17 protein-coding genes and 1 riboswitch are annotated in these 16035 nt (G+C 43.8%); of the genes, 14 read left to right on the top strand and 3 right to left on the bottom strand.

Going from position 1 to position 16035, the window contains the following annotated elements:
- Nucleotides 1-25: 25 nt before the first annotated feature.
- The 10 genes from CXF80_RS09365 to cobO all read left to right on the top strand — a co-directional run bounded on the left by CXF80_RS09365 (nucleotide 26) and on the right by cobO (nucleotide 6908).
- Nucleotides 26-229, top strand: a complete 204-nt coding sequence (locus CXF80_RS09365; RefSeq protein WP_157822206.1) for a hypothetical protein — start codon at nucleotides 26-28, stop codon at nucleotides 227-229.
- Nucleotides 230-403: 174 nt separating this feature from the next.
- Nucleotides 404-524: riboswitch (cobalamin riboswitch) on the top strand.
- A 79-nt stretch (nucleotides 525-603) separates the two neighbouring features.
- Nucleotides 604-1413 (top strand): ABC transporter ATP-binding protein, encoded by an 810-nt coding sequence (locus CXF80_RS09360; RefSeq protein ID WP_101032621.1) that lies wholly within the window; start codon nucleotides 604-606, stop codon nucleotides 1411-1413.
- On the top strand, nucleotides 1406-2512 hold the full coding sequence (locus CXF80_RS09355; RefSeq protein ID WP_101032620.1) for a FecCD family ABC transporter permease: 1107 nt from the start codon (nucleotides 1406-1408) through the stop codon (nucleotides 2510-2512). The genes CXF80_RS09360 and CXF80_RS09355 overlap by 8 nt, the downstream gene beginning before the upstream one ends.
- A 56-nt stretch (nucleotides 2513-2568) precedes the next feature.
- On the top strand, nucleotides 2569-2820 hold the full coding sequence (locus CXF80_RS09350; RefSeq protein WP_101032619.1) for a nicotinate-nucleotide--dimethylbenzimidazole phosphoribosyltransferase: 252 nt from the start codon (nucleotides 2569-2571) through the stop codon (nucleotides 2818-2820).
- Nucleotides 2821-2831: 11 nt separating this feature from the next.
- Nucleotides 2832-2981, top strand: coding sequence for a hypothetical protein (locus CXF80_RS20425; RefSeq protein ID WP_232772073.1), 150 nt, complete (start codon nucleotides 2832-2834; stop codon nucleotides 2979-2981).
- 270 nt (nucleotides 2982-3251) lie between these two features.
- Nucleotides 3252-3377, top strand: a complete 126-nt coding sequence (locus tag CXF80_RS20675; RefSeq protein ID WP_332871102.1) for a nicotinate-nucleotide--dimethylbenzimidazole phosphoribosyltransferase — start codon at nucleotides 3252-3254, stop codon at nucleotides 3375-3377.
- Between the two features lie 9 nt (nucleotides 3378-3386).
- Complete coding sequence (locus CXF80_RS09340) at nucleotides 3387-4172, top strand: adenosylcobinamide-GDP ribazoletransferase (RefSeq protein WP_101032618.1); 786 nt, start codon at nucleotides 3387-3389, stop codon at nucleotides 4170-4172.
- Nucleotides 4172-4702, top strand: a complete 531-nt coding sequence (gene cobU, locus CXF80_RS09335) for a bifunctional adenosylcobinamide kinase/adenosylcobinamide-phosphate guanylyltransferase (protein WP_101032617.1) — start codon at nucleotides 4172-4174, stop codon at nucleotides 4700-4702. The genes CXF80_RS09340 and cobU overlap by 1 nt, the downstream gene beginning before the upstream one ends.
- Nucleotides 4702-6273 carry a cobyric acid synthase gene (locus CXF80_RS09330; protein ID WP_101032616.1) on the top strand — a complete coding sequence of 524 codons (1572 nt, stop codon included), beginning with the start codon at nucleotides 4702-4704 and terminating at the stop codon, nucleotides 6271-6273. The genes cobU and CXF80_RS09330 overlap by 1 nt, the downstream gene beginning before the upstream one ends.
- On the top strand, nucleotides 6270-6908 hold the full coding sequence (gene cobO / locus CXF80_RS09325) for a cob(I)yrinic acid a,c-diamide adenosyltransferase (RefSeq protein ID WP_101032615.1): 639 nt from the start codon (nucleotides 6270-6272) through the stop codon (nucleotides 6906-6908). Before CXF80_RS09330 ends, cobO begins: the two co-directional genes overlap by 4 nt.
- A 64-nt stretch (nucleotides 6909-6972) precedes the next feature.
- Here the strand turns inward: cobO and CXF80_RS09320 are convergent, their stop codons facing one another.
- On the bottom strand, nucleotides 6973-7782 hold the full coding sequence (locus CXF80_RS09320) for a substrate-binding periplasmic protein (RefSeq protein WP_101032614.1): 810 nt from the start codon (nucleotides 7780-7782) through the stop codon (nucleotides 6973-6975).
- 179 nt (nucleotides 7783-7961) lie between these two features.
- Nucleotides 7962-8318, bottom strand: a complete 357-nt coding sequence (locus CXF80_RS09315; protein WP_101032613.1) for a winged helix-turn-helix transcriptional regulator — start codon at nucleotides 8316-8318, stop codon at nucleotides 7962-7964.
- 121 nt (nucleotides 8319-8439) lie between these two features.
- On the opposite strand from CXF80_RS09315, the gene CXF80_RS09310 reads away from it, so the two are divergent.
- The 3 genes from CXF80_RS09310 (at nucleotide 8440) to CXF80_RS09300 (ending at nucleotide 11546) form a co-directional block, all read left to right on the top strand.
- Nucleotides 8440-9807: an aldehyde dehydrogenase family protein gene (locus CXF80_RS09310; RefSeq protein ID WP_101032612.1), complete on the top strand. Its 1368-nt coding sequence runs from the start codon at nucleotides 8440-8442 to the stop codon at nucleotides 9805-9807.
- A gap of 81 nt (nucleotides 9808-9888) precedes the next feature.
- Nucleotides 9889-10683 (top strand): 2OG-Fe(II) oxygenase, encoded by a 795-nt coding sequence (locus CXF80_RS09305; protein WP_101032611.1) that lies wholly within the window; start codon nucleotides 9889-9891, stop codon nucleotides 10681-10683.
- A gap of 281 nt (nucleotides 10684-10964) precedes the next feature.
- The gene (locus CXF80_RS09300) at nucleotides 10965-11546 is read left to right on the top strand and encodes a hypothetical protein (RefSeq protein WP_101032610.1); all 582 of its coding nucleotides are present in this window, start codon (nucleotides 10965-10967) and stop codon (nucleotides 11544-11546) included.
- Nucleotides 11547-11703: 157 nt separating this feature from the next.
- On the opposite strand, the gene CXF80_RS09295 is transcribed toward CXF80_RS09300, so the two are convergent.
- Nucleotides 11704-13428 carry an RluA family pseudouridine synthase gene (locus CXF80_RS09295; protein WP_101032609.1) on the bottom strand — a complete coding sequence of 575 codons (1725 nt, stop codon included), beginning with the start codon at nucleotides 13426-13428 and terminating at the stop codon, nucleotides 11704-11706.
- Nucleotides 13429-13879: 451 nt separating this feature from the next.
- On the opposite strand from CXF80_RS09295, the gene CXF80_RS09290 reads away from it, so the two are divergent.
- Entirely contained in the window at nucleotides 13880-15946 is a 2067-nt protein-coding gene (locus tag CXF80_RS09290; RefSeq protein WP_101032608.1) for a multiheme c-type cytochrome, read from the top strand.
- Nucleotides 15947-16035: the final 89 nt, after the last annotated feature.

Here is a 16035-nt window from a genome sequence, read left to right as displayed (position 1 = left end):
AGTTGGCAATTGCCCCGGTGCGTTATTGGTGACTCACGGTGGCATGATGCGTTGCTTAATGGAATATGTGCTTAAGGCTGGCCAATGTAGCGGATTATTCGCTAACCTAGCGATCCCCTATGCTGCTATTATGGTGCTCGATGTCTATTGGCTTGACGATATTGATAAGCTTGACTGTTTTCAATCTGTTGTAATAGATAGCAAGGTAGCTAAAGTGAGCATTACATAGGCTTAACGCGTCATATTGATAGTCATAGAATTATTACTATAACGTCATATTAATAGCGTAATAATCATATTGTTATAATCATAGTTTTATATTGATAGCGTTATAATCGAAGCATCATATTAATAGCTTAATAACCATAGCGTTATAATCGACTCATCAGAACCATAGCGCCATAATCATAGTGCCTTTCAAGGTATTGGGAATTGGGATAAGCCCAAACTGTACCCGCAACTGTAGATGGACCAATTAACCATTGGTGCACAAGTCAGATACCAGCTTTGAATTGCCTCAATATCCATGCCTAAGCGGGTGACTTAGGGGAGTTATTAAATAGATGTATGTGTTAATTAATTGGACATGGCGAGGTCATTTACATGTCTGAATCAGTATTGGATGTCAATCATCTCTTTTGGACAGTCGATAATAAAACCATTCTAGCTGATATTGATTTCAGTTTGCCTAGAGGCCAAATGCTAGGGCTCATTGGCCCCAATGGTGCGGGTAAGTCGAGTCTGTTACGTTGCTTGTATCGTTATATTGAGCCAACTAGCGGCAATATTGAAATTTTTTCCAAACCCATCAGTGGTTTTTCCTCTAAATCGTTAGCGCAGAGTATTGCTGTGGTGCAACAAGATACCCCGCATTATTTTGATATGACTACTGAGCAGTTAGTGACAATGGGGCTAACACCGCATAAAAACTTGTTTGACCCCAACACAGCGCAAGACCGAGAACGTATTTTAAGTGCATTAACCAAAGTGGGATTGCAGCAAAAAGCGCAGCAACAGTATGAGCTATTATCTGGTGGTGAAAAACAACGTGCACTTATTGCCCGAGCCATTGTGCAACAGCCACATATTCTTATATTAGATGAACCTACCAATCATTTAGATATTCGTTATCAAATTCAAATCCTTGAACTCGTCGTATCACTAGGGATCAGTGTTATTGCTTCTATACATGACCTGAATTTAGCCAGTGCGATGTGCGATAAATTACTGCTACTCGACCAAGGGCGGTTAATTGCTAAAGGTACCCCAACAGAAGTACTCACCGAGCGGCAAATTAGTGAGGTGTTTGGCGTTTGCTGCCACGTCAACGATCATCCACAACATGGTAACCCCCTCATCAGTTATTTCTATGGTTACCGGGCAAGCAAGAAAGGATGCTCTGATCATGATTGATGCATCGCAACGTCGGTATTATGTGTGTTTCAGTTTGTTGATATTTGCCACGCTACTTACCCCTATTTTTTCGGCCAGTTTTGGTGCAGCCAATATTGATCTTAATGACGTATTGACCATTTTCAATACTTTATGGGGGGATGACATACCGAGTTCTATTGATGGCAGTGAGCATGCTATCGAGTTGAGCCAACGTATTGTGCTTGAATTACGCTTGCCGCGGATTTTGTTAGCCTTTGTGGCTGGTGCTGGCTTGTCTATCGCGGGCAGCGTATTGCAAACCGTGACCCGTAATCCGCTAGCCGACCCTTACTTATTTGGCATTAGCTCTGGGGCGTCATTTGGTGCTGTGTTGGTGGTGTCATTATTCAGCCAAACAGGCTTGTTTGCGGAGATATTTTCAGGCGCATTGTCGATAAAACCAAGCTTTACGGCACAACCTTGGTGGTCTTGGTCGACGTTAAGCATACCGATTGGGGCATTTATTGGCGCCAGTTTATCGGTATTGATTGTGTTTATATTGTCGGCTTCTGGTCAAAGTAGTCAAGTTGAACGTATGTTGTTGTCTGGTGTGGCGACCTCGTTTCTGTTCGGCGCACTAACTAGTTTGCTGTTGTATTTCTCTAGCCCACAGGCCGCGGCATCAGTATTATTTTGGAGCTTAGGCAGTTTTGCCAAAGCCAGTTGGTCTAATTTACTATTACCCAGTGTGACAGTTGGTATTAGTTTGTTAATTATGTTGGCGTTTAGACGGCAAATTATGGCGCTAAAAGCGGGTGATGAAACCGCTCACACCTTAGGCATTAATGTCGCTAAATTGCGTTTAAGTATGTTGTTACTGTGTTCACTGATCACCGCGATGTTGGTGGCGACGTGCGGGGGCATTGGTTTTGTGGGGTTGATGATCCCGCACACGGTTAGGCTATTGTTTTCCGGACGTCAGCCGCTGATCTTAACCGCGATGTTGGGGGGATTATTTATGGTGTGGATTGACGTGATAGCGCGATGTATTTTATCGAACCAAGAATTGCCTGTCGGTATTATCACTGCCGCTTTGGGTAGTGTATTTTTCTTGTTTATTTTGCGTCAACGCCGTTAAACGATCTCATTGACTGACAAGTGTCGTTAAGTCGGTTTTGAGCTTGAGATAATTGATTGCCCGATATTACAGCCGCTAACGGGCCAAGCCAATGTTATCTTCAACGTTTAGGCGCAGGTACTCAGGCGATACATTTAGCGGCCGCAATGGGCTTGAAAAGTCGCCTAAGGGATAGAGCTTACTCGTCAGCGGGTGCACGTCTTGTTGGTGCTGGTTGCAATGTTATTGCTTTGGGTAAAATGGTTATAAGCAATACTTGTGCCGCAACTGCGGTAATGTCAGCTATGCTGAATATCATTATTGCGTAATGTGCCGTGTGTTGAGCAATATGTTGAGCAGTGTATTGAGTAATGTGTTAGGCAGTGTATTAAGCAATGTATTGAGCAATGTATTGAGCAATTTATTGAGCCGTGTATTGGTCGATGCACGGGAATTGATGATGCAACCTTGGTCACTAAACCCCGATTAATTAACCAAGCGTTAGACTTACATCGTCATGAGTAAGTCTGTTCATGGGCCATTTTAGCCCTTTAGCTGGCGTTAGAATCGTGTCAATGATTGGGGCGATTTTAGTGGCTAGGGAACAAAAAAAATGAGTGATGATTGATGGTTTTATCGCTACTGCTGCAGCATGAGTTGCGGTAACATTATTTCCACAATCAAGAGATTATTGAGTCTTTGCTCATCAGTGGCAAGAGCAAGGACATAAGCTTCTATTACAACAGCCTTAACCCCACTATTGTTGTTGCTGGGATTAAGGTTTGGAGAGGGCACTGGCGCTGCATTGGCGTTAATTCAAGCTACACTGAAATTTCACAATAAAATGGCCAGTCTCTATGGTGCTGGTGTTAATAATGCGGTTTAAGGGTACAAGATGTCTGGCGAGATAAAGTGGTTACGGCAGTTGAATCTATTTTTTGTGGCAATGAGTTTTTTTACTCGGATCCCGGTGCCGCCTTGGGTGGTTATCGACAATGATAAGCAGAGCAAGGCAAGCCGATATTTTGGTGTGGTCGGCTTAGTGATTGGCTTAATTTGTGCGCTGTTGTTTTGGTTAGCACAACTCATTTTACCCGCGAGTATCGCTATTTTACTGGCGATGGTGGCGGGTGTGTTAGTCACTGGTGCATTTCATGAAGACGGTTTAGCCGACACCGCCGATGGGTTTGGTGGTGGTAGAACGATTGAAGATAAGCTGCGGATTATGAAAGATTCGCGCTTGGGCAGTTATGGGGCGTTATCTCTGGGATTGGTGTTACTACTTAAATGGCAATTATTGGTAGAGTTAGCTTTATACAGCCCACTGGCGGCGGTCAGCGCACTTGTCGTGGGTCACACCTTAAGTCGAGTCGTGTCGGCGAGCTTAATTTTCAGTGAACAATATGTCCGAAATGAACAGACCAGTAAGTCAATGCCTGTAGCACAAAATCAGCAGCTCAATGACTTGCTTATATTAATTGCTAGCGGTATTTTTGTGTTGTTATGGCTTAATGGCCTAGTGGCATTTGTACTGTTTATCACCTTATGGCTGGTGCGTATTTTGTTAGGCGGATTCTTCCGTAAACAGATTGGAGGCTATACTGGTGACACATTAGGCGCAGCACAGCAAATTAGCGAAGTGTGTTGTTATCTTGTCATTTTAGCGGTGGGATTAAGCTGATGATCCATTTGGTGTTGGGTGGTGCGCGCAGCGGTAAGAGTCAATTTGCAGAGCAATGTGTAGCCGAATACGCTGCTATTGGTTACCAATGCGTGTATTTAGCCACGGCAACGGCGCTAGACAATGAAATGTCGCAGCGTATTGAGCAACATCATCAATATAGAGTGTCTAGCGCCCATGGCTGGACACTGCATGAACAAGCTTACGATATTGCACAAACCTTGGTGGCAATCGATAAACCCCAGCAAGTGATATTGCTTGATTGTTTGACGTTATTATTAACCAATCATTTATTGTTAGATGATGGTGCCTCGTGGGCTTCTCAAAAATCATTACTCATCGACAGTCTGCCCGCGTTGCAAAGTGAAGTGGTATTAGTCAGCAATGAAGTGGGCTCGGGTATTGTTCCCATGGGCGAGTTAAATCGCCGTTTTGTTGATGAAGCCGGTTGGCTTAACCAATCGATAGCGGCAATATCAGACCAAGTCACTTTGGTGGTTGCGGGCCTGCCTTTGACCTTAAAAGCATAATGTCATTGCCGCATTTTACCCTGCCAACCGCTGACCTATTGTCCGGGGCATTAATGGTGCAAGGCACCACATCTGATGCCGGTAAAAGCACTCTTGTTGCAGGGCTATGTCGCTTATTTGCCCGCCAAGGAGTCAATGTTGCGCCTTTTAAGCCACAAAATATGGCATTAAACAGTGCGGTAACCATTGATGGGGGTGAAATAGGTCGCGCTCAAGCACTGCAAGCCATCGCATGTCAATTACCCCCTCATACCGATTTTAATCCCGTGCTGTTAAAACCCAGCTCTGATACTGGCGCGCAAGTGATTATTCACGGTAAAGCGTTAACCACATTAGAAGCGAAGGCTTTTTTCGGCCCTGAGAGTCGAGGTTATAAAACCTTAGCCTTAGCGGCCGTGATGCAATCATACCGACGCTTACAGCAACAATACTCGCTGGTGGTCATAGAAGGGGCGGGCAGTCCCGCAGAAATCAATTTACGTGATGGCGATATTGCTAATATGGGTTTTGCAGAAGTGGCCGACTGCCCAGTGATTATTATTGCCGATATTGATAAAGGCGGCGTATTTGCCCATTTGGTTGGCACGTTGGCCTTGTTAAGTCTGTCTGAACAAGCACGGGTAAAAGGCTTTGTGATAAATCGTTTTCGCGGTGACATCAGCTTGTTGCAACCGGGTATTGACTGGCTTGAAGCCTATACCCAAAAACCCGTATTAGGCGTATTACCTTATTTACACGACCTACATTTAGACGCTGAAGATGCGTTAATTGATCATCATCAAAGCTCATTACCGACAGCATTATCTACCAGCCAGCGTATGTCTGTATTGGTGTTAGTGTATCCAAGGATCAGTAATCATACCGACTTTGATCCGCTGCGTTTACACCCGCATATTGATTTTCATTATGTGAGTATGCAAAGCGATGCAAGCTCGACGGTATGGCCTAACGCCGATGTCATCATTTTGCCAGGCAGTAAAAATGTCCGCGCAGATTTGGCTTTTATGCGTCAACAAGGTTGGGATATTAAACTCAAAACCCATTTACGTTACGGCGGTAAAGTCATCGGGATTTGTGGCGGTTATCAAATGCTCGGTGAGCTAATTGATGACCCTTTAGGCATTGAAGACATTGCCGGTTGCAGCAAAGGATTGGGCTTATTACCTATTACTACCGTATTAACGGTTAGTAAAACCTTAACTCAAGTAAGGGGTCACTTACGCTTACAACACCAGCGGGCAGAGTTTAGTGGGTATGAGATCCATTGTGGTGAGTCTTCATTCACTCAAAGTGATGTAACGCAGCCGCTATCGATTGAACAAGATGCACAGCAGACAATGCCGATCACCAAGCTCGATGGCATGGTGAGCAATGACCAACAAATTTTAGCGACCTATGTGCATGGATTATTCGATCATCCCGCTGCATGCCAACTTATTTTGCAATGGGCAGGCTTAGCGAGTCACCATGCTATCGATATTAACCAGATCCGCGAGCAGCAACTAAATCGTCTTGCCGATGTATTAGAAGCGCATTTGGATATGAATACATTGAAAGGAATAATCTCATGACAACTGATCACCACGACAACGAACAAGCTAGCGCTATTGATGCAAGCAAAGCTGAACGTCATAAAGCCCGCCAACAGAAAGTCAAAGTGGGTGTTGATGCTAAAATTGCCGCAGCCCAAGAAGAAAAAGGTATTTTGCTGGTACTAACCGGTAACGGAAAAGGTAAATCGACATCAGGTTTTGGCTCCGTTGCTCGTGCTGTAGGCCATGGCCATAAAGCGGCGGTAGTGCAATTTATTAAAGGTTCTTGGGCTTGTGGCGAACGTAATTTATTAGAAGGCGCAGGGGTGCCATTTCATGTGATGGGCACGGGGTTTACCTGGGACACCCAAGACAAAGAAAAAGACACCCAAGCCGCAATGGAAGCTTGGCTAGAAGCAGAAAAACTGCTTAAAGATGAATCGATTAACATGGTGTTACTTGATGAGCTGACTTACATGGTCAGTTATCACTATATCGAGCTTGAGCGGGTATTAACGGCATTAAAAAATCGCCCTGCGATGCAACACGTGATTATTACTGGCCGCGCTTGTCATCGTGACATCATTGAATTAGCCGACACAGTTAGTGAGGTTCAACCGATAAAACACGCGTTTAATGATGGGATTAAAGCTCAGTTGGGTTTTGATTACTAACAACAATGTAGGTTTGTTGATGGCTATTCAAATTAGTCTTTTGATTTAGCCGCTCACTCATCGTTTAGTTAAGATTGGGCGGGATATCCATACTTGCTGTAGCACTTAAGTTAACTTTTTTGGTATCAGAGCCAGGAAACCACTTGGCAACAACATGGTTAAATTCGCCGTTTTCTTTGATGGTGTCAAACGCTTGCTGCATTTGATTAAATAACTCAATGCGGGTGTCTTTGTGAGTTGCTAGCCCTAATGAAATTTTGCTAACAATAAATGCCGGAGTAAAATCGGCATGATTAAATCCTAAGTTTTTTACTGCTTCATTAAAACCAATTTCATTGTTGTAATTTAAATCAACGCGGCCAAATTGGAGCATTTTTACCGCAGTAGTTTGGTTGGTCACTAAATACACGTTGTCATAATCATGTTCAATGTTTAAGCGCTCCAGTGACACGTCATTGCGAGATAGCGCTATGTTGTACCTGTCGATATCATCTGGATTAGATATATCGATATCGGTTCTTGCGGTTTGTTTGTAAATCGCGTCTTGTACCGTGTAAAAATCGCTTACCCATTTAAAAGACGTCAAGCGTTTGTCGGTTTTCCCAATTGAAAAAATAAACGTATTAGGGTGCTTTTGAGCATTTCTATAGGCCCGACTCCAAGGCATCATTTGAATATCGATATCAAAATTAACATATTGCTGGGTAGCGTGTAAGATATCAATTGAAAAACCAACTAATTGACCTTGCTGATTTTGAGATTGAAATGGCGAGTATGCCTCAGTATAAAAAGTCACTTTTTCTTTTGCTTCACTAACGAGCGAAATAAGCGATATCACCACAATAGTTATAAAAGTGAAAAGAGACTTAATCATGAAATAGGATTACCTTAAGCCGAATTTTCCGCGCATCTTATCCTATTTATTCTATATATCAACGATCCTACTCATTATAGTTTATTACTGGATGTTGAAAAGTTGTAGGCAGTGGTGTTTCTAATTTTGGTTTTTTAGTTTATGTCTTTGTTATCGTGATTTATTTACCACTGATTCAGTTACACCACATATTCGTCTGCCCAATCTTTTAAGCGCTCTAAAATATCCAATGCGGTACGGCCAAGATCGGTAATGGCATAAGACACTGCAATAGGGCGATCACTAATCACATGGCGGCTCACTAATCCTTGGGTTTCTAATTCTTTAAGACGTTGATCGACCATTTTCTTACTGGCACCGCCTAACATGCGAGATAAATCATTAAATCGTACTGGACCATCTTGCAAGTGCCATAGTATTGATGCTTTCCATTTTCCGCCTAACACTCGCATTCCACGCTCAACTGAGCAGGGTTCTGCGCAAGGGTTGATAACTTTTTTTTGACCGTTATTCATTGTTTCAATTGTTGTTTTCATTTTTTCAACTTAAGTTAGCCTAGGTTACTAAAAGTATACTGGTTGCTTTTGTATCCTATTGTATCAAAATAGACTTAATTCAGGCTAGTGTCATTTTTGTCCCATTAAGGAATATTTCTCCATGGCAGTATTAACCTCTTACGATCCGGCGAGTTATCACAAAGCCGATGACGGCCAACATATTGAAGCCACAGCGGTTGGCAGTGTTGAAACCTTAGCGATATCTCAGTTACCTGAGGTCATTGCCAATGCCCGAGTCGCGCAAAAAAGTTGGGCGAGTTTGTCGCTCATTGAACGTCAACAGTATCTGGTCAAGGCCTACCAGCAACTTGTGGCGGTACAAGATGAGCTGGCAAGATTAATCGGCCAAGAAATGGGTAAAGATCATCGCCGAGCCACTTATGAAGTGGGTGGTACGGTACAAAATGCAGCGTATTTTGCCAGTGAAATAAGCGATGCATTAACTACTGAGCAAGTTGATAACCGCACTGAAATACAATATCGACCATTAGGTGTTGTGGCGGTGATTTCGCCATGGAACTATCCGTTAGCCATGGCCAATAACTTGCTGATGCCAGCACTCATGGCCGGTAACAGTGTGATATTAAAACCGTCGGAACAGACACCATTAGTGGCTGAGTTGTTTATCAATACATTGAATAGTGTATTGCCAAAAAATGTGCTGCAACTGGCACAAGGCGATAGATCCCTTGGCCAAGCTCTGGTGGCGGCAGACATTAATATGGTGGCATTTACGGGTTCTATGGCGGCAGGAAAGCACATTATGGCCAATGCGGCAGCGGGCTTAAAGCGCTTAGTGATGGAGCTTGGTGGCAACGATCCCATGATTGTGATGGCGACGGCCAATATTGACGCAGCGGTCAGGTTTGCAGTAGCTAGTTCGTTTGAAAACGCCGGACAAATGTGTACCTCAACAGAGCGCGTCTACGTGGATGAACGTATTGCCGATGAGTTTGAACAGAAGGTGGTGATGTTGGCCAGCCGTTATCAAGTCGGTAAATGGGATGAAGCCAATGTAAATATTGGTCCTTTAGTGAACCCAATGCAGCACCAGAAAGTACTTGAGCAATTGCAAGATGCTAAAGCCAAAGGGGCGAGTTTTTTACTTGGTAGCGATGATTATGCATTACCGTTTATTCAGCCAACCGTGGTTAGCGGAATAACGCCAGAGATGTTAATCGAGCGCGAAGAAACCTTTGGCCCTGTGGTCGCTATCAGTCGTTATAAGCACATTGATGAGGCTATAAGTAGAGCTAACGATAGCCATTATGGTTTAGCTGCAGTGGTGTTTGGTGGCCAGGGCGCTAAAGCGGTTGCTGAGCAACTTGAGGCTGGCATGGTGGGAGTTAACCAAGGTGCGGGTGCCGGTAATGCGCCATGGGTTGGCGCTAAGCAAAGTGGTTTTGGCTTTCATGGTACTGCTGCAGGGCATCGTCAATTTGCCCAAGTACGCGTAATGAGTTATTAAATTTTTGAGCTGGGCAACATTGATTAACCCATTTTTTGGTGAACAATCGCTGGCCCATTTTATGGTTAAAGGTATAAAAAAATGAACACAACAAGTGAAAATTCAGCTTATTTTGTGGTGGCACGTGAACCCGGCGCAGAGCATCCGGCGTTGCCAACGTGGGCTAATCATCAAGCCAATATCGCAGCGCTTAACGATGCAGAGCTGACGCAAACAGAGCGAACTAAGGTGAGCAAAAAAATGTTAGCCGAAGTGCCTGGTGCTTTTCAATTACTCAATGTGTTGTCGGCCGATGAGTGTAAACGGTTAATTTCGGCCAGCGAGACGATGGGCTTTTTACCGGATGCCGCAGTGTCACTGCCTCGTCATGTTCGTCATAACGACAGCTTAACTTGGGTGGTGGATAACACCACTGAGCAAGTCATTTGGGATAGGGTTAAGCATCTTATGGATGACACCTTAGGCATTTTTGATGGTAAAGCCGCCTTAGGATTAAATAACCGTTTTCGTTTTTACCGTTATAACGAAGGCGATTTCTTTAAGCCGCATTCAGATGGTTCGTGGCCAGGCAGCCAAGTGATAGACGGTGAACTCGTGCGAGATGCTTTTGGCGATCGTTACAGTCAGCTGACTTTTTTAATCTTACTGACTGAAGACTTTGAAGGTGGTGCCACCCGATTTTTAGTCAATGCGGATAACCCTCATTTACCGGCAAAACACGGCGATAATGTTAAGACCGTGGATGTCAGAACCCCAGCGGGGAGTGTGCTTTGTTTCCCTCACGGTATGCATCCGCTGCATTGTATTCATAGCTCTGAACCGATTTATCAAGGGATTAAATACATTATCCGCACCGATGTGTTGTTTGAGCTGTAGACATAACGATTAAGCGATAAACAATATGATGGGTTAGCTTAACAATAAGCTAACCCATTTTTATGGGGCAATATAATTGGTGTGTAGCGTCTGTTACGTTTAACGGAGAGTGGTTCTATATTAGAGAGAACAAACGTTACGTTTATCTATCTCTAGAGGCGATCAGCGCTATTCAATTAACTCTTTATTAACCAAATTTAATCCGTCTCAGTACTTGCTATTTTAGTGACTAGGTTATCTAATTGTGCCGCTTTCTCCACCACATTTAAAGAGGCGTTTACATGAGAGCTGTGCTGTGTAGTTTGTTGGTTGTGAGTGTTGTTTGCCTGTCTGGATGTGCAGCAACGCAAAATAATTTTGCATCCAAAGTGAAAGCTGAAGGTGAGCAACACCTCGACTTGTCCCAGCAATGGGAACAAGGTCAAAAAGACGTTAAAAATGGCAGCAGCTTGTTAGTTGATGGCCGGAATTTGATCGGTAAAGGTAATACGAAAATCCGTGAAGGAGAAAAGCTGATTATCGTTGCCAAAGAAGCCGCACAACAACACCGTGTTGCATTTCAATTGATGGCGAGCACGTTAAACGGTGCTCAAAATGGCGCACGAGCACTGGTATTAGTTGAACGATTAGATGATATTGCCGATCTTTGGGAAGATGCCGACGACATGTATGCAGACGGTAAAGAACTTATCGAAGACGGTAATACCAACCTAGCAGAAGGCCAGAGTTCCATTGAACAAGGTCAAAATATGCTCACCAACGGTCGCACTAGAATGCAGCAAGCTGAATCTCAGTATCAGCAACGAACCGGTCAAGGTTTGGTTGAGCAAATGCATTTAGAAGAGCAGCCTCGCCAGTTCTAGTTAGCGTAAGTCATCATCAACGCGAGTTAACAATGAAAACCGATATTGCTGACCCAATATCGGTTTGCTGTTTTTAATGCTTTAGCTTAGTGCTTTGGCCTAATGCTGTGCGCTTAGTGCTGTGGGCAATAAACTAAAGCGCTTTGCTGTTAAGCCATTATTCAAAATCGGCTTTTACTTCAAACACCATTGCTTCGCCGCTCACCGGGTGATTTAAGCCTAAATACTGGGCGTGCAAATGCAGTCTATTAGCGACAACCCCGTATAAATCATCGCCCACAATCGGCATGTGCAATCCGTCATGATGAGCGCAATGGATGCGCAACTGGTGCGTGCGACCTGTTTTAGGATACAAATGCAGTAAAGTGCGTTTTCCTTGACGTTGATACACCTGCCAAAATGTCTCGGCATGCTTACCGTATTCATAGCACACGAGTTGCTTCGGCCTGTCGTCTAAATCAACCCTAAGCGGCAAGCTAATGTCGCCCTCATCTTGGTCCGGCGCACCTTCAATGAGGGCAATATAACGTTTGGTGACAACGCGCTGAATAAACTGCTGTTGCAGGGCTTTATTGGCCTCTTTGGTGAGCGCTATTACCATTAAACCAGAGGTCGACATATCGAGGCGATGGACAATTAATGGCCCGGTTGCAGTAGGATATTGTTGCTGCATGCGGCTAAATACCGAGTCGGTAATGTTTTTACCCGGAACCGATAACAGTTCAGCGGGTTTATTAATAATGGCCATCGCCTCATCTTGATAAATAATATCAATCGGTAAGTCTTTACCTGGATTAATCAGTAATGGGTCATCATCAACCTGCATGCCTGTTAACATATGAGTCAAAATCGGGCGGCATTTTCCGTGGCAAGCAGGGTAGTAGTTTTGATGTTGTTTGATTTCAGATTTAGGTGATGACCCCCACCAAAACTCCGCCATGGCAATGGGGGTTAATTGATGGCTAAACGCATATTGCAGCAACTTAGGTGCAGCACATTCGCCAGCCCCAGCGGGCGGTAAATGATTGGGAGCATCATTAAAAATATCGTTTAAATCTCGCGCTTCACCTAAGGTATTTAAAAATTGATACTGGGCAAATAGCTTTTTTTGTAAGCCATTAGACAGTTGTTTACGCTGATATTTAAGCTGCTTAATCTGTTGTTGCAGGCTACCGAGTTGTGATTGTGTCGCGTCTATTAGAATCTGCCATTGTTGCTTTAACCCGTTAAGCTGGTGCTTTTGCTGCACGCTTTGACGGCTTAACTCAATCGACAATCTTTTATACTCATCGGCACTTATGTTTGATAGCGCTAATGCCGAATCTGCTTGCTCACGCTCTATTTTTCGTTGTTTGCGACTTGCCACAATTAAACCGCGTTGCTGCTCAAGTTCGGTGGCAGATTGCTGTTGTTGCTGATGTAATTTCGCGGTTAGCGTCGCCAGTAATGGATTGGCTTGTTGCTGACTAATCGACAGATTAATTTGATTAATCTGTTTATTCTCGGCACTAAAAAAACTGTCTTGGGTTAGCATGTCAAATACTGGTGGCACAAACGGTGGCAAGATATTTTTGTCGGCTAATTTACCCGAAAAAGCTGCTAAAAAACCGATTTGACCTTGGGCTGTTTTTACCACCAACACGCCAAACATCTTACCAATCACCATACCGCGATCGTTTACGCTGTCTAAGCCAAAGTTATGTTGCCAAGGATTCGCCTCAAGCAACTCCAGCTGCAATTGCTGTGCAGCTAGAATCGTCAATGGGTGAGGTTGATAATAAAACGGGAAGGTAAAAGATGCAGGTAACCCTTGTTCGGCAAGCGTGTTATTGAAAGCCATCGCATCATTAAAAGGAATAAAACACGGGTCGTTAACAGACATCAAAACACACTCACTACACCAAAGGGCAGCTATTTTACCTCGTTGCACCGTTTGGTGCACCTTTATGGACTAACAATTATCACAGCAATTAATCAGCTGATTATGTGTGTTTATATGGGGAACTTGGTGAATCGTTGTATTCGACGCTTATGGGGTAAGTTGTTTTTTGTATTACGCTTTTTAAAAGATGCTAACCCATCATTATTGAGATTGTTTTCCAAATTGTGATGTACATCCTAATTGATAACACTTGTTGTGAATATGTTCAAATAACTAACAAAGCTTTAACCGTAAACTGACGGCGAGCAGATATCAATCTTGGTCAAAGCTCAAATAATAAATATAACTTGAATCTGATAGTCCAAGAATGAACGGTAAAAACCTGTTATTTCCCAATAACTAGGCTGATAACGAAATCATCTTTGCGTTTTAGATCAAACGGAGAATTATGATGGAATTTTTTAAATCAAAAAAAATAGCTTATCTGATCGCTGCTATGCTGGCTGGCTCTTTAGTGGGTTGTGGTGGTGACGATGGTGCTAATGGCGTTGATGGCGTTGATGGTGTCGATGGACAACCCGGTATTCCCGGAGAGTCTTGGACTCCAGCTGTTGTAACCAACTCAATAGCAACAAATGTTAACGTGATTAACTATACTTTCGGTGAAGGTACAATCAGTTACGAGTTTGAAGTCACTAACGAAAATGGTGAACTTGTTAACGGTCTAATGAAAGCTGAAGGTAAAGTCGCAGCATTAACAGACAAAGGCTTTATCAACAACCGCACCGAAAGCCCAATCAACGGAGTCGAAGACAACGTGCATATTGGCGGTTACGGTGGAGTAAACATGGAGTCTTCCAGAAGTCCAGATACTGAAGGGGCTACACTCACTCAAATAGAAGATGGGCACTATGAATTCGTGCTTCCTTTGAAAGGGGTTGATGTGGGAACCGAAGGTATCGTTTGGCTGCGTGTTGGCGGTAACTCTGCAACCGGCATCGCAAGCTCAACCCCATTGGTGGTTAACAAGCCAGAAGGGTCAATGTCGACCACAACCGAAGCTTGTTATTCTTGTCACATTGACTACTCGACCAGCCCTAATCGTCATGCCAGCTATGTCGCTCAAGGCATGGATGGTGAAGTCACTTTCGTTGAAGGTTGCTTGACGTGTCACGGCTCTGTTAGTCGAGAAGCTGTTAATGCAGAGGGATTCTCTGTCGGCGGTTACGCTGGAAATACACTCTCTAAAATTGGTCATATCAATCACCAAGAGTTCGAGACAGGCTTTAGCGTGATGAACTGTAGTTCTTGTCATGCAGAACCTACGATAAACATTAATGTTGCGGGCCCTGGCTGTACCGACTGTCATGACACGGGTGGTATTCCTGGTGATATCCTTCCAGGCAACGGTTCTGACTTACGTAAGTTACATGAAGCAAAAAGTGCTATCACTTCTAATAAAGCGCTCACTGATACCTACAAGGTTACTGGTACCGCACCGGCATGGTTCCCAGATTCTGGTGACGCTGGCCAATGGTGTACCACGCTGTCATTATTCGAAGTTGACGCCGCAACAGGAGCTGAAACCTTAGTTAATATACATGATTTGTTCGACGAGTCACAAACGACTCATAACCCAGACAAGCCAGTTAACTATGTAGGTTCATACTTGCACGGAGTGTATAAAAACAGTGTTATTGGTCGTATTTCTGATGCTTATGATTACAGCTATGACACAGAAGGTCGCAAGACTATGTGTTATGCACAATCTGCAGGTCATGGCAATCCACATACCGTCGGTTCAACTCCAGACCTATCAGCATGGCCTGATGCGGGCTTGATGGCATCATTACGTGTCAGCTTTACCGCTAAAGACTTTATGGGCGCTGAATCTGACGTTGTGACTATACATGGATACACGGATGTTGCATCACAGATTGATGAGTCAGTAGCTGACTACGATCGTCGTCACAATGTGGGCACTGAATCATGTACTACTTGTCATAACAGCCTTGGTAACTTTCACAAAAACGGCAACTTCGCTGAAGGTGGTTTAGGTTGTGTCGCTTGTCATAACAATGGTCAAGACCGTCGTGCAGGTTACTCATCACCAGGCTTTGGCCCAATGGTCCATAGCATGCATTGGGGTGTTGGTAGCAAAAGCTTAGATGCAGATGGTAAAGAAGTATCTAACGCGGCAAGTGTTATTGCACCGCAGACCAGCTGTGTAGCGTGCCATGATAGTGGTGTTGTTGATTTAAATGCGGTTCCAAATCAATTCATTAAAGCACGTGCTTATGGTGTAAATGACAAGATGGCTAGCCCAATCACAGCTAACTGTTTTGCTTGTCATACTGATGAAAGCGCACTCAATCACATGGTTCAAAATGGAGGTACTACTACTGAAGATGTACCTGCTACTGAATGGTATAAGTTAAACGCAAGTGAGGCATGTGCAACTTGTCATGCTGAAGGACGAAGCTCAGGTATCGAGAAATACCATAATTTTAAACGTTAATATTGCTTAAGATATTGATGCATTAAATTAACTAAGGAGCCTATGATTAGGCTCCTTTTTTATTATTCAACAAATTGATTTTACGTGAA

This window comes from Shewanella sp. Actino-trap-3, assembly GCF_002836275.1.
In the GTDB taxonomy this organism is placed as follows: Bacteria; Pseudomonadota; Gammaproteobacteria; order Enterobacterales; family Shewanellaceae; genus Shewanella; species Shewanella psychromarinicola.
This window is presented reverse-complemented; position numbering and strand designations above follow the sequence as displayed.